Genomic DNA, 18,006 nt, shown 5'->3' on the forward strand with positions numbered 1-18,006 from the left:
GCCGCGGCGCCCACCGCGGTCTCAATAGCCGGGGGCCACAGCCGCGGGTTCTGCGGTCTCCTGCAGCCGGTTGTACTTCCGCAGAATCTCCTGCAGCCGGTCCTCCGGCAGCGCGTGCACCGTCAGCCCGTTCGCTCCCGTCATCGTCTCCGCAGCTACGAGGCAATTGACGAGCGCCTCCTCCACCGCCTCCACCGTGGCAAGGAAGAGAGGATTGAGCATCGCGCCGGTCCACGGCGTCGGCGTCTCGATGCTGTTCGTCTGCTGGCCGATAGCGATCGTGTTTGTCGTCGAGAAGGCCACGGCGAGTTCGCCTGACATGAAACTCGCAACGCTGCCGTTGCGTCCCACTCCGAGGGCGGCGCGCCGTGCGAGTCGTTCCAGCTGCGTCGCGGACAGCGGCGCGTCTGTAGCGATGACGATCACCAGCGAGTTCTTCTCGCTGGCGGCCTGAGCGCGGGACGGCATGAGATCCTGGATCTCGCGGCCCACGGGCACGCCGGCGATACGCAGCCGGTCGCGGCCGCCATGATTGGCCTGCAGGAGTACACCCACGGTGTAGGTCTGCTCACCGACGCTCACGAGCCGGGAAGACGTACCGATACCACCCTTGAACGCGTAGGCGACCATGCCGGTGCCGCCGCCCACGTTGCCTTCCGCCACCGGGCCCGAGGCGGCCGTGTCGATCGCCCGATAGACATGCTCCGGCTTGACGTGATAGCCCCAGACGTCGTTCAGGTGCAGGTCGAGGGTCTCGGCGACGACCGGGATGAGGCCCGCCACCCAGTGTTCCGGCGGCGCGTTGTCGCGAATCCACCGGCTCGTCGCATGGTGCACGATACCGACGCTGGACGTGCCGGTAAGCATGATCGGGCCGGAGATCATGCCCACTTCGTCCATGAGCCAGCTGCCCGTCATCTCGCCCGTGCCGTTGATCACCGCGCGACCGGCGGCGACGCTCCGCGACATGTCGCGGCCAAGGGGGAGGATCGCGGTAACGCCGGTTCTGACCGGGCCCTTGCCCGGCTCCAGGGCACCCTCGCCCTCGATGAGCGTCACGTGCCCAACCAGCACGCCATCGACATCCGTGATGGCATTGCGCGGTCCCGGAGTGCCGTCGAAGGGGACGCCGAGGTCGCGTGCGCGTGGAGGCGCATCCGCCATGACGAGGGACGGCAACGCGGCGGCAAGAATCAAGATAAGCAGCCGTACAGTCATGGCGATCGCTCCTGGAGACGGCGCAGGGCCATCACTGCGTTACGGTTTTCGAGATCATCGTCCGGATCAGTGCCTTGCAGCCGTCCACGTCGATGCCGTCGGGTTCGAGGGCGCACATCTCCATCAGGCCGTCGACGAAACCCTGGATGACATCGGCCAACTCCTGGGTGGGCACGGGACCGATCTCCCCGCTGTCCTGGCCGGCCTCGATGATGTCGACCAGCCATTCGCGTGTACGCCGATTCATGGATACGGTCAGGGCATATTTGTCCTCTGCATCGCCGAAGCAGCCGATCAGATCGATGTACAGGAGGTAGATCTCGCGGTGCTCGCGCTGATAGTCGAGACAGGCATCGATGAACTCGAAGAGCTGGCCGATACCCGGATCGCGTGCCGCGACACGCTCACGTACATACCGACTGTAGTCGCGCAGCCCTCTGCGTACGGTCTGCTCGCCGAGATCCCGCTTGCCCTCGAAGTAATAGAAGATCACGCCGCGGCTGATACGGGCCTTCCGCGCAATCGCCTCCAGAGAAGTCTTGTCGAATCCCTGCTCCGCAAACAGGCGGGCCGCTATGTCGAGAATCTGTCGCCGCCGCTCTCTCTCGATGAAAGTAGGCGCACCGGTCTTCTTCTTTCGCCGCGGCCGATGCGCATCCGACGCAATGTCCTGACCGGAATATGTGGCTGGTTTCCTGGCCAAAGCTGCCCTCCCCGGCCTCAGGACCCTGAAAACGTCTGGATACGCTCGAAAGTATCGGGATCCGCAATCGACAATGCAGTCGATTCGGTCTCCAGACGGATCGCGAGATCGAGCTCCTCACGGAACACCGCGTTCAGTCCGCGCTTCAGATCACGCACGGCTCGCGTTGGTAGCTCGGTGATGCGCTCGGCGAGCGTCATTGCCTCGGCGAGGACCTGCTCCTCGGGCACTACGCGCCAGGCAATACCGATGTCCCGCAAGTCATCCGCGGTGAGTTTGTCGCCCAGCATCAGGATGGCTCGCGCCCGATGCAGGCCGACGATTCTGCCCAGTAATGAAGTCACTCCACCGGTCGGAGACATTCCCCATCTCATCTCCGGACAGAACGCCTTTGCGTCCTCTGCCCACACCGAGAAGTCACAGTTGACCACCCACTCGAAACCGCCGCCCACGGCCCAGCCATGGACAGCGCCAATGACGACTTTTTCACCATAGAGTATCTGCCGGCTGACGTCCTGCAGCGCCTCGATGATCTCCATCCCCTCTTCCCTATTCGCGGGCATGGCCGTCTTGTCGCTGAGATCGTCACCGGAACAGAAGGCTTTCCCGGCACCTCTCAGCACGATCGCGCCGACGTCTCCTTCGGCATTGGCCTCGGCCAGCGCATCACGAAGCCCTGTGATCAGCGCGACGTTGATCGCGTTCAGCCTCTCCGGTCGATTCAGAGTGATGAGGCGCACCGCGCCCTTCTGTTCCGCGATTACCGTTGTGTCGGTCATATCTTTTTCTATCTACCGGTTAGTACATCATTATATTTTTCTGGCCGTTGGTCAAATCCCTGAATCGGGCGTGCCGCCGGGTGGCAATCCCTGCAGACGCAGCCAGCGAGCGCGCAGCCCGTAGTAGCAGGCGCCAACCACGAAAAAGGCACCGGCAGCCGTCGGCACCTGCACGCTGCCGCGCAGCGCAATCACCAGGAAACCGACGGACAGCAGGACGAGACCTGCAGAGAAGAACACGACCAGCCAGAGCGGAAGCCGGAAAGCCGATGCGGCGTAGCGCTCGGGCATGCGCCAGGGCAAGCGCAGCACCGCCACACCGATCAGAATCTGCAGCACCAGCATGCTGACTACGGCCAGGGTGGCGTACTCGGCGATGTTGCCGCCCAGGGACAGGGCAGACAGCGCGAGGGCAGTCAGGAAGATGACCCCGTAAACGGGCTCGCCATGCCGCGCCGAAATCCGGCCCAGCGGCGCGGGCAGCAGCCGTACTCTGGCGAGCGCCAGCACATCACGGGAGTAAGCAAGCAACAAAGCGTTGATGGACGTCGCTGCGGCAGCGATCGTGGTCAGCGTGATGTACTGCGCCAGCCAGTCCGGGAGCATGCGAGCGGCAGCTTCACTGACCGGCGCTTCACTTGCGCCCAGCTCCTGCCACGGCAGGATGCCCGTCAATGTGAGCGATACCAGTGTGTACGTTACCAGGACGACTCCGAAGCTGAGCGCGAGCGCGCGGGGTATGTTCCTCACCGGCTCCTTGATTTCGCCACCGATCTCCATGATCAGAACGAAACCGCTGTACGAGAAAGCCGCCGGGATGGCCGCCAGAACGACAGGGCCGAGGCCGTTCGGCACAAACGGCTGCAGTAGAGCAGTGTCCATATGCCAGAGACCGGCCGCACAGAAAGCGGCGAGCGCGATCATGAACGCGGCGACCATCAGCGTCTGCCCGATCACCGTATCGCGAATACCCAGAAGATTGAGGCCACCGAGACCGAGGATGATGCCGGCCGCCGCAACGCTCCGGTCGACGGATGGCACGAACACCCTGAGATAGTCGGCGAAGCCGAACGCGAGGAGCGCAGCGCCCACCGCCACCCCGCCGAACATCATCCAGACCAGCACGAAGCCCCAGAAGGGAGATACCAGCGAACTCACGGCGACGAAGCTCGCGCCACTCACCGGAAATATGACACCGAGCTGTGCCGCGACCACGCACGTGAATACGGCCAGTACCGCCGCGATCAGGTAGGAGAGGACCACGGCAGGCCCGGTGCTCGCCGCCAGTGAGCCCGGCAGTATGAATATCGAGATGCCTATCACGAACCCGATCAGCGTTACCGCCGCACCGAGGGCGCCGACGCTCCGCGTCATGCCGTCATCCCGGTTCATCGGGTGGCCACTCCGACAGCCGTGTCCCATTTAGTCCGGCCGATATGCCAGAATCCGCTCTTGACGGCAGCATCATGCCGGGAGACACGATGGCCAGCAAAACCAGGAAGCGCCGCGCCGGCGGCGAGGGGAAGCGGCGCGGGGGCCGAACGAAACCCACTTTCATCGAGGAGGCTCGCCGCAGGCAGATCCTCGATGCGAGCATGCAACTCTTCGCGCGGAACGGCTTCGATCAGACCTCCCTGGCCGAAATCGCCGATGCGGTCGGCGTCAGCAAGGGCGTCATCTCCTACCACTTCGACGGCAAGCGGGATCTCGGTGAGGAGGTCATCCGCCGAAGTCTCCGCGAATACGGCACCTACGTGCAGGAGCGGATCGCGCGGAAATCGACGGGCAGGGAGAAGTTGCTCGAGTTCGTGAACGCCTGCCTCGATTTCATCGCCGACAATGGCGACTTCTATATGGTGTACCTGGACGTCCAGGGGTGTTTCGGCACGGCGCAGGAGAAGCGCTCGATGCTCGAATTCGTCAATAGCCGCACCCGCGAACTGCTGACGGAGATCATCGAACAGGCGAAGAGCGAGGGCACGATACGAAAGCGCGTTTCGACGCGGAATCTCGCCGACGTGGTACAGGCCATGGTCGACGGCATCCAGGGCCAGATCGCCGCCGAGCCGGACGGCATCGACATAGCGGGATGCCGACGGATCTTCCGCGACATGATCGAGAATCATATCGCGGCCTGAGGATCCGCCGCTCCGCTCCCCGGTTCGGCGACGAAGGGAATGTAGCGCCCCACTCGCGATCCCGTGGATGTCTCGGCCCTGAGTACGAACTCGCCGCCGATCAGCACGTGTACGACCCCTTCTGCGTAACGCGACGGTTCCGACCAGGTGGCATGGTCGATGATCCGTTCCGCATCGAACACGACGATGTCGGCGACGGCACCTTCCCGGATGACGCCGCGGTCCGGCAGCTGCAGATAACTCGCGGGGAGGCCGCTCATCTTGTACACGGCTTCCTCGAGAGTGAGAACATTCCACTCCCGGACATAACGTCCCAGGACTCGCGCGAACGTACCCCGACCGCGCGGATGAGACGGGGCAAGCTCCTCGCCGTCTGACGCGATCATCGCCCAGGGCTGCTTCAGGATGACCCGTAGATCGTCTTCGCGGATGGCGCCGAGCGTGACGACCGCACCGGCCCCCTCCTCCACCGCCAGACGCCGGAACAGCTCGAACGGACTGATACCCAGATCGGCAGCCAGTTCCGTGACCATACGGCTCTCGTAGCCATCGCGTGCGCTCACCACGATGCGCATGGACTCGTAGCCCACCGTGTCTATCCAGCTGAAGACGCCCTCTGCGGGCTCTTCGCTGTTCCGCCTGGCCTGCTCGTAGCGGGCGGGGTCGTCGGTGATCTCCTGCCAGTAGGCCTTCAGACCCGCGGTCAGCGTCGGGATGTCGGTATCCGTCTCTTCCCCGGCCAGCAGCGCGGACAGTTGCCGCATCAGCGTGCGGCCCCTGTCGTCGTCCGCAGGATACAGGAGTGCGATCACCGGCCGGGTGGCTGCGCCATCGTAGGGATAGAGGTCGACGGTTACCGATTGCCCCCTCTCGATGGCGGTCTCGATCAGTGCGACGAACTCGGGGCCCTTGCCGAAGTTCTTCGCGCCGACCGCTTTCACGTGCGCCGGGTGGGCATGGACGCCCGCGGCATAGGCGATATCCAGGCATTCCTGATGGGAGGCGAGCAGGTTGTTGGCAGGATCACGGACGTGGGAATCATAGATGCCGCCGTAAGGCGCCACGACACTCGCAAGTTCGATGAGCTCCTCGCTCGTCGCGTAGCGGCCGGGCAGGTACATCAGTCCGCTGGAAAGCCCCAGCGCCCCGCGCTCCATTGCCTCACCGACGATGTCTCGCATGCGCTCGAGCTCGGCCGCGCTCGGGGAGCGATCCTCGTCGCCCAACACCGCCCGCCGGACGGAATTGTGACCGATGAATGCCATGAAATTCATGCCCGTGCCACCCGATTCCGCGATGGCGACATACCGGTCGAGATCGTCGAGGCTCATGAAGCCGTCGATGCCATAGACAGCGGTGGTGACACCCTGTCGCAGGAAGCCCTCCATGCCGGCCGTCGCCGGGTTCGCGAAGGCCCGGTCCGCGTGGCTGTGGACGTCGATGAAGCCGGGTGCCAGGATCATGCCGGCAGCGTCGATCACTTCGATTGCCCGCTCGTCCGCCAGTGATCCGACAGCGGCAATGCGCCCGTCGGTGATTGCGACGTCGGCCACGTATCGCTCTGCTCCGGTGCCGTCCACCACTGTTGCATTGGTGATCAGCAGGTCGAAGGCCGGCCCCGCCGCCGTCGGCGGGGCCGGCTCCTGCCGGCAGGCGGCGAGGAGCGCCAGCGCCGTGCACAGCAGCAGCCGGCGAGCGGCCCTCATTCCATGCGCTCCGCGTAGAACGTACCACCCCGGTATTCCATCGTCAGCGCCCCCGCCCTCTGCGCGCCCGGCTCGCTGGCGAAGCGGAATACCCACTCGTCGTCGAATATCGCGCGGAACGTCCCGTCGCCCTGCGCGAGCAGCGGGATTGCAGGGCCCTCCGCGTCGCTGCCACCGAAACGGATGAAGAGCTTGCCGTCCCTGCCGAGGAACCCGTAGATCTCGGCGCCCACGAGATAGGGGCTCAAACGAAAGTCGCCGGTGTATCTCGCCAGCTCCTCCTCGCTTAGCGAAAGATCCCGGACCTCGGGCTGAGGCACGTCGAAGACGACGCGCGCGATCTTCTGTTCGAAGGACGACATCGCCGGCGCATCGGCTTGTCGATTGCCGAGCATCACGATCGTGAGATCGTCCTCCGGATAATAGGCATGATCGGACGTGTAGCCCCAGATGTCACCGGCATGGGATATCTTCCTGCGGCCGGCGAACTCGGAGATGATCAGCCCGCCGAGAGAGTAGAGGCTCTCCTCGCCCCCCGCGAGCGGCCGCGTCTCCAGCACCATCGCCCGCAGCCCCGGCGGGAAGTGTTCTGAATGGAAAACGCCGCGGCGATACCGGACGACGTCGGCCGCGGTAGACACCAGGGAGCCGGCAGAGAACGGGACGAGGTAATGCCATGGCGCCGCGTTGACGTAGCCGGTCTCGGTCCGGGCGTAGCCTCGGGCATGACGGGGAATCACCTCCGCATAGTCACCGCTGTAGGTCCGCTCCATGCCAAGCGGCGCGAAGACGTGCTCGCGGAGATATTCGTAGTAGTCCATCCCCGATACGGTCTCGATGATGAGCCCGAGCAGGTAATAACCGGAATTCGTGTAGCTCCAGCGCGTTCCCGGTTCGAAGTTCAGCGGCAGGTCCTCGAAGAGCGCGACCATCTCCTCCCTGGTATAGGCGCGCCGCTCGAGACTCGACCGTATCCCCGGGATCTCGTTCGTGTAGTTCGGTATGCCTGATGTGTGATCGAGCAGCCGCGCCACCGTGACGCCGGCACCGGGTCCCTCGTACTCCGGCAGGTAGTCACCCACCGTAGCGTCCAGGTCCAGCGCGCCCTCGTAGGCGAGCTTCACGGCGGCGAGACCGGTGAACGACTTGGTAATCGAGCCGATCGCGTAGGCGGTCTCCATGGTTGCCGGCATTTCGAAGCTGAGATCCGCGTTACCGAGCACACGCGAGTAGATCGTCTTTCCGCCCCGGTCGATCAGGACGACCAGCGAGGGGAATCCCGCGCCGTCCTTGGCATTGTCGACAATCGTGTCGATCGCCGACCGCTGAGCGTCGCTGAGTGTCCGCTGCCCTTCAATGGCTGCGCCACCCTTCGCAACTGCAACCGCTCCAAGGGCGAGTGCCAGAAAGGCCGCGACTGGACGGCCCAAACCGATGATCCTCTTCATGCGACAGTTCCCTGCAGGTCTTTTATACTTTAGTCCAATTTTTTGTAGACTAGTCAAAAACCCGGGCATTGGCAATCGATGCAAATGAACACGGTCCCGACGAAAAAAGATTGACATCCGCTCTTTCAGGGGTTAGTAAGGGCATATAAAAATTTGACTCTTAGTCAGTTTACTTGGTTGGAGTATAAGTTAATGCCTGAATCGACTTCCGTGACCGGTGAGGGCCGGACACGCTCTCTGCAAGCTCTGCTGTTCGCCCTTCTGGCCTCCCACTGCGCTGCCACTGCGCTCGCCCAGGACGCACAGTTCGTCGAGGAGATCATCGTCACCGCACAGAAGCGCGAGCAGGCCGCCCTGGATGTGCCGATCGCGCTCTCCGTGGTCTCGGCGAAGGAGATCGAGGACCGCTCCATCAGCGATTTCACCGAACTCTTCGATCTGATGCCGAACACCACCATCGACCAGAACGTGTCCTCCATACCGCGGATCGCCATTCGCGGCATTTCGAGCAACGTGAACAATATCGGCATCGAATCCGGCGTCGGCGTTGTCGTGGACGAGGTCTATATCGGCCGCCCGTCGGCATTCAGCGCCAACCTGATCGACATCGAGCGGGTGGAGGTTCTGCGCGGCCCCCAGGGCACACTCTTCGGCAAGAACATAGTAGGCGGACTGGTTAACGTCGTAACCAGCAAGCCCAAAGACCAGTTCGGCGCCGAAGCAGACGTGACCTTCGGCGACGATGATCTGCGCCAGTTCCGCGGTTATGTGACCGGCCCGATCCTCCAGGACGGCCTTAATGGCAAGATCTCCGCCACGGTGAAACAACGGGACGGCTGGGTGGAGAACACGAACCCGGTGGCATCAGACCTCATGTCCGTCGACTTCTGGGGGCTGCGTGGCCAGCTGATGGGCACGCCTTCCGACCGCTTCTCGTGGCTGCTCACGGCGGAATACAGCGAGGACGATTCGGTCGAGAACTTCAATGACATCCTGGATGGCGCGCTGGCACCCCTCGACGGAGACCCGTTCGACCGGACCATCGGCACCAGCGAGAACGACCTGTTCGAACGCGAGATCTACGGCGTGTCGCTGACGCTGGACTGGAGCTGGAACGACCAGCAAGTGGTGTCCGTCTCCGCCGCCCGCGGCGTGGACTGGACCGGCCGCAATGATCAGGACTACAGCGTCCTGCGACTCTTCGAGACGGGACGCACCGAGGATCAGGATCAGATAAGCCAGGAGCTGCGCCTGGTGGGAGGCGACGAAGCCTTCAACTGGGTCGCGGGTCTCTATTACTTCGATCAGAGCCAGGACGGCCTGGATCTCGTGTTCGTCGACGAGGACCTGCCGCCGGTCCTCGGCGCTCCGGCCATACCGGGCTACAACGAAAGCGCCCGGACTCGGTCCTCCATCGACACGACGAGCATCGCCGCGTTCCTCTCCGGCACGTATCAGCTGACCGATCGCTGGTCCCTCACGGCCGGGCTGCGTTATACCCGGGAAGACAAGGACCTGGACTACCGGCAGGATGTCGAGGTATTCGAGGTGGCGCCCGGAGTCCCCGTCGGCATCATACTGGCTTTCAACCCGCCCGTGGCACCCTTCAGTGACAGCCTCAGCGATAATGACTGGTCCGGTGACATCAGTCTGGGCTATCGCTTCAGCGACCGTGTCCGCGGCTACGCAAAGATCGCCCGTGGCTTCAAGGCCGGCGGTTTCGACTCGACGGCCTCCCCCGTCGCCGACCCGGGCAGCCTGCAGTTCGACGCCGAGACAGTCGTCAGCTACGAGGCCGGGCTGAAGAGCGAGTTCGCCGACGGCAGGGCGCGCCTGAACGTCGCCGCATTCTACAGCGACTACGAGGACAAGCAGGAGCAGTTCTTCAACGGCATCATCCAGGTGACGTCGAATGCCGCGGCCGCCGAGATTACGGGCTTCGAGGCCGATCTCAGCCTGCTGGCGACGGACTGGCTGACGATCGGCGGTGCCCTCGGCTACCAGAGCGCCGAGTATGACGCTTACGTCGACCCGCTCGCCGGAACGGACTACTCGGGCAACGAGCTGGCCGACATCCCGGAGTGGACCGGCGCCTTCTTCACGCAGGTGGACCGCGAACTGGCGAACGGCTGGGCCTGGATGGCACGGGTCGACGTCGCTTACGAAGACGAAGTCTTCAACCGCCCCTCCAATGACCCGGACTTCACCGGCGAAGAGAGTACCCTCGTCGACGCCCGTATCGGCGTCAGGAGCCCTGGCGAGCGCTACGGCATCTATCTGTGGTCGAAGAATCTGCTCGACGAGGATTATATCCGTCGTCAGTCGGAGGTACTCGGTACCCGCTACCTGGTCCTCAATCGGCCGCGCAGCTGGGGAATCGAACTGCGCGGGAGATTCGGCGACTGACTCAGGCCCGGCGCGGCGCGTCGGCGATGGACATCAATGCCCGAAGCACGTCCCTGCGGCTGATCTGACCCACGAGCCGGGTATCGTCCATCACCGGGAAGCGCCGCAGCCGCGATTCCTGGAAGCGCCGCGCCAGGTCGATGATGCTCATGTCGGCGGGTACCGTGATGACCTCCCTGGTCATGAATTCGCTGACGCGCCCGCCCCATTCACCGTGGTAGCTGGAGTCCAGCGCCACCTTCATGCAGTCGAACTCGGAGAGCATCCCGACCAGGTTGCCGTGATGGTCCACCACGGGCGCCCCGGCGATGCGTGCCTCCACCAGTCGGACCAGGGCGTCCATGACGTCCATGTCCGGTTTCAGGGTGACCAGGTTGGCGGCCATCCAGTCCTTCACCAGTACCGATCTCAAAGGCATGTGCGTCTCCCCCTCCCGGCGCCTCTCAGGCGCCGGCTTCGTTCTTCTTGCGCCGGCACTCGCCCCGGTTGGAGCAGAGCTCGCAGCTGCCGCCGCTGTTCAGCCCGCCGCAGCTGCCGCTGATCGGCTTGCGGCCGGCCATCACGCCGACCGCCATCGCGAGCATCGCGACGAGGATCACCAGGAAGCTCACGAGTGTCACCAGTATCGTCGACATCACATTACCTCTCTCGCGGCAAAGGCCGATGTCCACCGGGCCATCACGCCGTCGCCACTGCGCACGACGAAATACGCCGCGATATCGGTCCGTTCGGCCAGTTCGCCGCCGGCCTCCGGCCCCAGCACCAGCAGGGCCGTGGCCAGCGCGTCCGCCAGGGCCGCACTCTCGTCCAGCACCGTCACGGATATCAGATCATGTGATACAGGCCAGCCGGTGCGTGGGTCAATAGTATGGGAATAGCGCTCTCCTTCATATTCGAAGAAGTTGCGGTAGTCCCCCGAAGTTGCAATGGCCGTGTCGGTGACATTGAGCACCCGGTGCACTTCCCGGCCCGCCGCCAGCGGGTCTTCCACGGCCACGGTCCAGCGCTCGCCGCGGCGGTTGCGGCCGGCCACGCGCAGCTCGCCGCCCACCTCGATCAGGTAATTGTCGATCGCCGCTTGCTCGAGCACCGCCGCGATCCGGTCCACGGCATGCCCCTTGGCGATGCCGGAGAGGTCGACGGCGACTTCGGGGCCGGTCTTGCGCAGCGCCGGTGGCTCCTCCCGGCTTTCCAGCGCCGTGTGGCCCACCTGCTCCAGCGCCGCCGCGATCTCGGCTTCCGCGGGCGGGGTCACCCGCACCGGGTCGGGACCGAAACCCCAGAGATCCACCACCGGGCCGACGGTGACATCGAAGGCGCCGTCGCTCATGCGGCTGACCGCCTCGGCCATCGCGACCAGGGCCGCCGTGTCTTCCGACACCGGGAACCACTCCCCCGGCGGCGCGGCATTGAACAGCGACACCTCGGAGTCGTCCCGCCAGGTGGACATGCGCCGGTTGACGTCCTCAAGCGCGAGCTGGATGCGCCGGGTGACCTCGTCGATGGCCATGCCGTCCGGCGGGTCGACGACGCGCACGCTGTAGGTGGTGCCCATGGTGGCGCCGGTGATGTGCGCCTCCGGCGAGCCCTCGTCCCGGCCGCAGCCGGCCAGCGCCAGCGCCGCCAGCAGGAGGGGCAACAGTGCGGAGCGCTGTAGCCTCGCGGCCACCGGCTCAGCCGCCGAAATCGTCGAGCATGATGTTCTCGCGCTCGACCCCGAGGTCCTCCAGCATCTTGATCACGGCCGCATTCATCATGGGCGGACCGCACAGGTAGTACTCGCAGTCCTCCGGGGCCGGATGGTCCTTCAGGTAGCGCTCGTAGAGCACTTCGTGGATGAAGCCGGTGGGCCCATCCCACTCGTCCTCGGGCAGCGGGTCGGAGAGCGCCACGTGCCAGTCGAAATTGTCGTTCTCCGCGGCCAGGCGGTCGAAGTCCTCCACGTAGAACATCTCCCGCTTGCTGCGGGCGCCGTACCAGAAGCTCATCTTGCGATCGGTATGTATGCGTTCCAGCTGATCGAAAATGTGGGCGCGCATGGGTGCCATGCCGGCGCCGCCGCCGACGAAGACCATCTCCGCCTTCGTTTCCTTGGCGAAGAAATCGCCGAACGGCCCGGAGATGGTGACGGGGTCGCCGGGCTTCAGCGAGAAGATCCAGGAGGAGACGATGCCGGGCGGGATGTCCTTGTCGGCACCGGGTGGCGGCGTCGCGATACGCACGTTCAGCATCACGATGCCCTTCTCCAGCGGGAAGTTGGCCATGGAGTAGGCCCGCTCCACCTTCTCCTTCGTATGGGATTCGTAGCGCCACAGGTCGTAACGGTCCCAGTCCTCGCGGAAGCGCTCCTCCACCTCGAAGTCGCTGAACTTCACGTCGTGGGCCGGGCACTCGATCTGGACATAGCCGCCGGCGCGGAAGTCGAGTTCCTCGTCTTCGGGCAAGGCGAGCTTCAGCTCCTTGATGAAGGTGGCCACGTTGTGATTCGAGATCACCTTGCAGTCGAGCTTGCGCACGCCGAACACCTCGTCCGGCACGCGCACCTTCATGTCCTGTTTTACCGTGACCTGGCAGGACAGGCGGCAGTCCTCGTCCATCTCCCGGCGGGACAGGATCGAGGCCTCGGTGGGCAACACGGCGCCGCCGCCGGAGACTACCTGGATCTTGCACTGACCGCAGGTGCCCTTGCCGCCGCAGGCCGAGGCGATGAACAGCCCGGAGTCGGCCAGCCCGCCGAGGAGCTTCACGCCCACCGGCATGTCCAGGTGGCGCTCGCCGTTCACCAGGACATCCACCTCCCCCGTGGCGACGAGTTTGCGCCGGGCGAGCAGGATGACCGTGACCAGTACCAGGATGATGGCCGTGAACAGGGCTACCCCCAATGAGATCTGCAGTGTCGCGCTGGAAGCCGCCATCAGAGCTGTATCCCGGAGAAGCCCATGAAACCGAGCGACATCAGCCCGGTGATGATGAAGGTGATGCCGAGGCCCTGCAGCCCGTCGGGCACGTCGCTGTACTTGAGCTTCTCCCGGATGCCGGCCAGCGCCACGATGGCGAGCGCCCAGCCGACGCCGCTGCCGAAGCCGTAAACGGCAGACTCGGAGAAGGTGTAGTCGCGCTCCACCATGAACAGCGTGCCGCCGAGGATGGCGCAGTTCACCGTGATCAGCGGCAGGAAGATGCCGAGGGCGTTGTAGAGGGCGGGCACGTAGCGATCGAGCGTCATCTCCAGGATCTGCACCAGCGCGGCGATCACGCCGATGTAACTCACGAGGCCCAGAAACGACAGGTCCACCTCGGGCAGGCCGGCCCAGGCGAGCGCCCCCTCGGCCAGGAAGACGTTGTAGATCAGGTTGTTCACCGGCACCGTGATGCTCTGCACCGCGACCACGGCCAGGCCGAGCCCGAGCGCCGTCTCGATCTTCTTCGAGACGGCCAGGAAGGTGCACATGCCGAGAAAGAAGGCGAGCGCCAGGTTCTCGACGAAGATCGCTTTGACGAGGAGATTGAGATGGGCTTCCATCACATCACCTCCGTCCGGTGCACTTCATGGATCTGGAACTCCGGTTCCTCCTTCTGCTCCGGTTTCCAGCTGCGGATGGCCCAGATCAGCATGCCGATAATGAAGAATGCGCTCGGCGGCAGCAGCATCATGCCGTTGCGCTCGTACCAGCCGCCTTCGCTGATCAGCGGCAGTATCTGCACGCCGAGCAGCGTGCCGGCACCGAACAGCTCGCGCACCACGGCCACCGCGATCAGGATGATGCTGTAGCCGAGCCCGTTGCCGAGCCCGTCCAGGAAGCTCATGCCGACGCCATTCTTCATGGCGAACGCCTCGGCGCGGCCCAGTACGATGCAGTTGGTGATGATCAGTCCGACGAATACCGAGAGCTGGCGGCTGGCGTCGAAGGCAAAGGCCCTCAGCGCCTCGTCGACCATGATCACCAGCGAGGCGATGATGGTCATCTGCACGATGATGCGGATGTTGGACGGGATCCGGTTGCGGATGAGGCTCACGCCCGCGTTGGCGAACGCGGCAACGCTGGTGAGCGCGAGGCACATCAGCAGCGTCGGCGCCAGCGACGTGGTGACCGCCAGCGCCGAACAGATGCCGAGCACCTGTAGCGTGATCGGGTTGTTGTCGACCAGCGGATCGAGTATGACTTTCTTCGCTTCTCCGTTCATGACTGCTCCACGCTGCGTCTCCAGACCTTCTCCAGGTAGGGCCGGTAGGCGTCATCACTCATCCAGTAATGCAGCAGGTTGGTGACGCCGCGGGAAGTCAGCGTCGACCCCGAGATGCCGTCCACCTGGAATATGGCGGCACCGCCCCTCGCGGTGGCGCCCGTCCAGCCGGCGGCAGCGCCCACCGTGCCCTTGGCGACACGGATGCGGATGTCGCCCTCCTCGTCATAGATCCGTTTGCCGGGCCAGTTGGCGAGCCATTGCTCGTTGTCCACCTCGCCGCCCAGCCCCGGCGTCTCGGCGTGCTTGTAGAACTTCAGGGCCTGTACCGTGCTGCCGTCGGGGCCGAGGGCGATGAAGCCGTACATGGTGGACCACAGCCCCATGCCGTAGACCGGCAGGATCACCGTCTCCACTCCGCCCGCCTCGTCGCGCAGGACGTAGACCTCGGCATACTTGGCCCTGCGGCCGATGCCGGCGATGTCTTTCGCGGCCGGGATATCGACGGACATCGCAGGGTCGCTGGCCGCCTCGATCATGTCGTACTCGGCCGGATCGATCTCGTCGTGGTAATCGCCGGTGGCCAGATCCACGATGTGGGTCTCGACCATCCCGAAGCGCTCCTCGATGTCGATACCCGGCTCCAGCAGGCCCGCCACCAGCAGTACGTTCTTCTTCATGTTCAGCGCTTCGTTGCGCTCCTGCATCGGTTTCAGTATCACCGCCGTGGCGGAGACCAGCACCGAGCAGACCAGAGACAGGCTCACCGCGACGATGAGCACGTTCTTGATGCTCTCCCGGTTGAACCCCTTGCGGGCGCCGCGGCCGGCGTCCTGGGCCTTGCGCTCCTCAGACACTGCGTTTCAACCTCCGCTTGATGTTGGCCTGCACGACGAAATAGTCGATGACAGGCGCGAAAATATTGCCGAACAGGATGGCCAGCATGATCCCTTCCGGATAGGCCGGGTTGACCACCCGGATCAGCGCCGTCAGCACGCCGATGAGAATCGCGTAGATCCAGCGCCCGGTATCGGTCTGCGCGGCGCTCACCGGGTCGGTGGCCATGAACACGGCGCCGAACAGGAAGCCGCCCGTGACCAGGTGCCAGTGCCAGGGCATGGCGAGCATCGGGTTCGAGCTCGCATCCATCTGGTTGAAAAGCAGCACCGGCACGATGAGGCCGATGATGCAGCCGACGATGATCCGCCAGGAGGCGATGCCGGTGTAGATCAGAATCGCTGCGCCGATCAGGCAGGCCAGTGCCGAGGTCTCGCCGATGGAGCCCTGGATGGAGCCGACGAAAGCCTGGGTCCAGGTGATGCCCGCCTCGGCGATGCCCGCCATGCCGTCTATGGCGGCGAGACCCAGCGCCGTCGCGCCGGTAAAGCCTTCCGCCGCGGTCCAGACGGCGTCGCCGGACATCTGCACCGGGTACGCGAAGTACAGGAAGGCGCGGCCGGTGAGCGCCGGGTTGAGGAAGTTCTTGCCGGTGCCGCCGAAGACTTCCTTGCCGATCACGACACCGAAGCTGATGCCGAGCGCGGCCTGCCAGAGCGGGGTGGTGGGTGCAAGGATCAGCGCGTACAGCAGCGAGGTGACGAGGAAACCCTCGTTGATCTCGTGGTTGCGGATGCCGGCGAAGATCACTTCCCAGAGGCCGCCGGCGGCCAGCGTGACAACGTACAGCGGCAGGAAAAAGGCCATGCCGTACATGAAGTTGTCGTAGAAGCTCGCCGGATCGTAGCCCGCACCGAGCAGCGCGAGCGCGGCGCCGCGCCAGCCGTCCAGCCCGGCCACGCCCATTTCCGCCATGGCGGTGTTGGCCTGCAGTCCCAGATTCCACATGCCCACCAGCGCGCAGGGAGTCACGGCGAACACCACCATGATCATCACCCGCTTCAGGTCCAGCGCATCGCGCACGTGGGGCGCACTGCGGGTGACGTCCGAAGGGGTATAGAGCAGCGTGTCCACCATCTCGTAGAGGGCGTAGTACTTCTCGTAGCGCCCGCCCTTGGCGAACAAGGGGTGCAGCCGGTCCAGGAATCGCCGCAGTGGTTTCATCAGCCGTTCTTCTCGATGTCGGTCAGGTTCTCGCGCAGGGCGGGGCCGTAGTCATACTTGCCGGAGCACACGAACGAGAGCAGCGCCACGTCGTCCTCGTCCAGTTCCAGGCAGCCGAGTTTGCGCGCGGTCTCGGTGTCGCCCACCACCAGCGCCTTCAGCAGCGGCGCCGGCAGGATGTCCAGCGGCATCACTTTCTCGAAGTTGCCGATGGGCACCATGGCCCGCGGGCTGCCGTTCTGGGAGGTGGTCAGGCGGAACCCGGCCTTCTGCAGCACGGGACCGGCATAGGCACGGATGCCCGAGAATTTCTTCGTGCCCGGCAGCGCCCAGCCGAGGAATTCCCGTTTGCGGCCCTCCGGCAGGGCCGTCAACTGGTTGTGATAGCGGCCCATCCACGCGCCCCAGTCGCTGGCGCGCCGGCCGCTCAGCACGGAGCCGGAGATCACCCGCGTATCGGTGTCGTCGTCCAGTTCGCCCGCGATGAGATCCTCGGTGCTGGCGCCCACGCGGGTGCGCAGCAGCCGCGGCCGCCGCACCATGGGGCCGGCGATGGAGACGATGCGCTCGGTGGGCAGGCGCCCGGTCCCGAACAGCCGGGCCACGGCGATCACGTCCTGGGAGCCGATGGTCCAGACGGTCTTGTTCTCGCTGACCGGGTCCAGGAAATGGATGTGGGTGCCCGGCAGACCGGCCGGATGAGGCCCGGAGAACTCGGCATGCACGAAGGGCTCCTCAGCCGGCACCGCGATGCGGGAATCCGGTCCGGTGCAGACGTAGACCGGCCCGTCGGTCAGCTTCGCCACCAGGCCCAGGCCCGCGGCGAACTCGTCGGCGGCGTCCGCGACGATCACCTCGGCATCCGGCGCCAGCGGGTGGGTGTCCGTGGCCTTGACGAAGATGGCGTGCGGGCGCGAACCCGGCGCCGGCACCTTGCTGTAGGGCCGGGTACGGAAAGCCGGCCAGAGACCGGCGGCCAGCAATTTCTCCTCCACGGCTTCGCCGTCGAGGCCGTCCCGATCGCCGGCCGCGACGCTGCCGAAGTCCACCGCCTCGTCGCCGTCCAGATCGATCACGACCGACTGCAGCACCCGGCGCATGCCCCGGTTCACATCCCGCACGACGCCGGCACCGGGCGCCGTGTAGGTCACGCCCGGCGTCTGCTTGTCGCTGAACAGCGGATCGCCGAGCCGCACCCGGTCGCCGGGCTTGACCGCCATCCGCGGTTTCAGGCCGATGAAGTCGAGGCCGAGCAGCGCAACGCTGCCGACGGGCCGGGCGGACTCGATCACCTGTTCCGGCTTGCCGGCCAGGGGGATGTCCAGGCCCTTGCGGATCTGGAATGAGAGACGTTCTGTCACG

At 65.0% G+C, this 18,006-nt stretch carries 17 protein-coding genes; 2 read left to right on the forward strand and 15 right to left on the reverse strand.

The genetic code is table 11. The features are described from left to right. Nucleotides 1-21: 21 nt before the first annotated feature. The 4 genes from ACJMKX_RS16715 to ACJMKX_RS16730 are packed head-to-tail and all read right to left on the reverse strand — an operon-like array spanning nucleotide 22 to nucleotide 4,074. The gene (locus ACJMKX_RS16715; protein WP_405227942.1) at nucleotides 22-1,218 is read right to left on the reverse strand and encodes a DmpA family aminopeptidase; all 1,197 of its coding nucleotides are present in this window, start codon (nucleotides 1,216-1,218) and stop codon (nucleotides 22-24) included. 31 nt (nucleotides 1,219-1,249) lie between these two features. Next, a complete protein-coding gene (locus tag ACJMKX_RS16720) occupies nucleotides 1,250-1,921 on the reverse strand; it encodes a TetR/AcrR family transcriptional regulator (RefSeq protein WP_405227944.1) in 672 nt (223 codons plus the stop codon). 17 nt (nucleotides 1,922-1,938) lie between these two features. Beyond that, nucleotides 1,939-2,700: an enoyl-CoA hydratase/isomerase family protein gene (locus ACJMKX_RS16725; RefSeq protein ID WP_405227946.1), complete on the reverse strand. Its 762-nt coding sequence runs from the start codon at nucleotides 2,698-2,700 to the stop codon at nucleotides 1,939-1,941. A 51-nt stretch (nucleotides 2,701-2,751) separates the two neighbouring features. Beyond that, complete coding sequence (locus ACJMKX_RS16730) at nucleotides 2,752-4,074, reverse strand: APC family permease (RefSeq protein WP_405227948.1); 1,323 nt, start codon at nucleotides 4,072-4,074, stop codon at nucleotides 2,752-2,754. A 107-nt stretch (nucleotides 4,075-4,181) separates the two neighbouring features. Between ACJMKX_RS16730 and ACJMKX_RS16735 the strand changes: the two genes are divergently transcribed. After that, nucleotides 4,182-4,838, forward strand: coding sequence for a TetR/AcrR family transcriptional regulator (locus tag ACJMKX_RS16735; protein ID WP_405227950.1), 657 nt, complete (start codon nucleotides 4,182-4,184; stop codon nucleotides 4,836-4,838). Here ACJMKX_RS16735 and ACJMKX_RS16740 read toward each other — a convergent pair. Together ACJMKX_RS16740 and ACJMKX_RS16745 are read right to left on the reverse strand one after the other, a co-directional pair. After that, nucleotides 4,823-6,544, reverse strand: a complete 1,722-nt coding sequence (locus tag ACJMKX_RS16740) for an N-acyl-D-amino-acid deacylase family protein (RefSeq protein ID WP_405227952.1) — start codon at nucleotides 6,542-6,544, stop codon at nucleotides 4,823-4,825. The genes ACJMKX_RS16735 and ACJMKX_RS16740 overlap by 16 nt on opposite strands. After that, entirely contained in the window at nucleotides 6,541-7,992 is a 1,452-nt protein-coding gene (locus ACJMKX_RS16745) for a serine hydrolase domain-containing protein (RefSeq protein ID WP_405227954.1), read from the reverse strand. The genes ACJMKX_RS16740 and ACJMKX_RS16745 overlap by 4 nt, the downstream gene beginning before the upstream one ends. A 192-nt stretch (nucleotides 7,993-8,184) precedes the next feature. Between ACJMKX_RS16745 and ACJMKX_RS16750 the strand changes: the two genes are divergently transcribed. Further along, on the forward strand, nucleotides 8,185-10,398 hold the full coding sequence (locus ACJMKX_RS16750; RefSeq protein ID WP_405227956.1) for a TonB-dependent receptor: 2,214 nt from the start codon (nucleotides 8,185-8,187) through the stop codon (nucleotides 10,396-10,398). 1 nt (nucleotide 10,399) lies between these two features. Here the strand turns inward: ACJMKX_RS16750 and ACJMKX_RS16755 are convergent, their stop codons facing one another. From ACJMKX_RS16755 to ACJMKX_RS16795, 9 genes are read right to left on the reverse strand one after another with little or no spacing between them, the layout of a single operon-like run. Next, on the reverse strand, nucleotides 10,400-10,816 hold the full coding sequence (locus tag ACJMKX_RS16755) for a CBS domain-containing protein (RefSeq protein ID WP_405227958.1): 417 nt from the start codon (nucleotides 10,814-10,816) through the stop codon (nucleotides 10,400-10,402). A 25-nt stretch (nucleotides 10,817-10,841) separates the two neighbouring features. Continuing rightward, a complete protein-coding gene (nqrM, locus tag ACJMKX_RS16760) occupies nucleotides 10,842-11,033 on the reverse strand; it encodes a (Na+)-NQR maturation NqrM (RefSeq protein WP_405227960.1) in 192 nt (63 codons plus the stop codon). Further along, complete coding sequence (locus ACJMKX_RS16765) at nucleotides 11,033-12,067, reverse strand: FAD:protein FMN transferase (RefSeq protein ID WP_405227962.1); 1,035 nt, start codon at nucleotides 12,065-12,067, stop codon at nucleotides 11,033-11,035. The genes nqrM and ACJMKX_RS16765 overlap by 1 nt, the downstream gene beginning before the upstream one ends. Before the next feature lie 4 nt (nucleotides 12,068-12,071). Further along, the gene (gene nqrF / locus ACJMKX_RS16770) at nucleotides 12,072-13,313 is read right to left on the reverse strand and encodes an NADH:ubiquinone reductase (Na(+)-transporting) subunit F (protein ID WP_405227964.1); all 1,242 of its coding nucleotides are present in this window, start codon (nucleotides 13,311-13,313) and stop codon (nucleotides 12,072-12,074) included. Next, entirely contained in the window at nucleotides 13,313-13,921 is a 609-nt protein-coding gene (gene nqrE, locus ACJMKX_RS16775; protein ID WP_405227966.1) for an NADH:ubiquinone reductase (Na(+)-transporting) subunit E, read from the reverse strand. The genes nqrF and nqrE overlap by 1 nt, the downstream gene beginning before the upstream one ends. Further along, a complete protein-coding gene (locus ACJMKX_RS16780) occupies nucleotides 13,921-14,583 on the reverse strand; it encodes an NADH:ubiquinone reductase (Na(+)-transporting) subunit D (RefSeq protein WP_405227968.1) in 663 nt (220 codons plus the stop codon). Before ACJMKX_RS16780 ends, nqrE begins: the two co-directional genes overlap by 1 nt. Beyond that, nucleotides 14,580-15,440, reverse strand: a complete 861-nt coding sequence (locus ACJMKX_RS16785) for a Na(+)-translocating NADH-quinone reductase subunit C (RefSeq protein ID WP_405227969.1) — start codon at nucleotides 15,438-15,440, stop codon at nucleotides 14,580-14,582. Before ACJMKX_RS16785 ends, ACJMKX_RS16780 begins: the two co-directional genes overlap by 4 nt. Continuing rightward, on the reverse strand, nucleotides 15,433-16,644 hold the full coding sequence (locus tag ACJMKX_RS16790) for an NADH:ubiquinone reductase (Na(+)-transporting) subunit B (protein ID WP_405227971.1): 1,212 nt from the start codon (nucleotides 16,642-16,644) through the stop codon (nucleotides 15,433-15,435). Before ACJMKX_RS16790 ends, ACJMKX_RS16785 begins: the two co-directional genes overlap by 8 nt. Then, on the reverse strand, nucleotides 16,644-18,005 hold the full coding sequence (locus ACJMKX_RS16795) for a Na(+)-translocating NADH-quinone reductase subunit A (RefSeq protein WP_405227973.1): 1,362 nt from the start codon (nucleotides 18,003-18,005) through the stop codon (nucleotides 16,644-16,646). Before ACJMKX_RS16795 ends, ACJMKX_RS16790 begins: the two co-directional genes overlap by 1 nt. Nucleotide 18,006: the final 1 nt, after the last annotated feature.

The sequence above is a fragment of the Lentisalinibacter sediminis genome (assembly GCF_040706615.1).
In the GTDB taxonomy this organism is placed as follows: Bacteria; Pseudomonadota; Gammaproteobacteria; order Steroidobacterales; family Woeseiaceae; genus Lentisalinibacter; species Lentisalinibacter sediminis.

Bases quoted from the DNA above. Each gene is read 5' to 3' on its own strand.
- ACJMKX_RS16715 (WP_405227942.1), bottom strand. From the start codon at position 1,218: ATGACTGTACGGCTGCTTATCTTGATTCTTGCCGCCGCGTTGCCGTCC.
- ACJMKX_RS16725 (WP_405227946.1), bottom strand. From the start codon at position 2,700: ATGACCGACACAACGGTAATCGCGGAACAGAAGGGCGCGGTGCGCCTC.
- ACJMKX_RS16730 (WP_405227948.1), bottom strand. From the start codon at position 4,074: ATGACGCGGAGCGTCGGCGCCCTCGGTGCGGCGGTAACGCTGATCGGG.
- ACJMKX_RS16735 (WP_405227950.1), top strand. From the start codon at position 4,182: ATGGCCAGCAAAACCAGGAAGCGCCGCGCCGGCGGCGAGGGGAAGCGG.
- ACJMKX_RS16740 (WP_405227952.1), bottom strand. From the start codon at position 6,544: ATGAGGGCCGCTCGCCGGCTGCTGCTGTGCACGGCGCTGGCGCTCCTC.
- ACJMKX_RS16745 (WP_405227954.1), bottom strand. From the start codon at position 7,992: ATGAAGAGGATCATCGGTTTGGGCCGTCCAGTCGCGGCCTTTCTGGCA.
- ACJMKX_RS16750 (WP_405227956.1), top strand. From the start codon at position 8,185: ATGCCTGAATCGACTTCCGTGACCGGTGAGGGCCGGACACGCTCTCTG.
- ACJMKX_RS16755 (WP_405227958.1), bottom strand. From the start codon at position 10,816: ATGCCTTTGAGATCGGTACTGGTGAAGGACTGGATGGCCGCCAACCTG.
- nqrM (WP_405227960.1), bottom strand. From the start codon at position 11,033: ATGTCGACGATACTGGTGACACTCGTGAGCTTCCTGGTGATCCTCGTC.
- nqrF (WP_405227964.1), bottom strand. From the start codon at position 13,313: ATGGCGGCTTCCAGCGCGACACTGCAGATCTCATTGGGGGTAGCCCTG.
- nqrE (WP_405227966.1), bottom strand. From the start codon at position 13,921: ATGGAAGCCCATCTCAATCTCCTCGTCAAAGCGATCTTCGTCGAGAAC.
- ACJMKX_RS16780 (WP_405227968.1), bottom strand. From the start codon at position 14,583: ATGAACGGAGAAGCGAAGAAAGTCATACTCGATCCGCTGGTCGACAAC.
- ACJMKX_RS16790 (WP_405227971.1), bottom strand. From the start codon at position 16,644: ATGAAACCACTGCGGCGATTCCTGGACCGGCTGCACCCCTTGTTCGCC.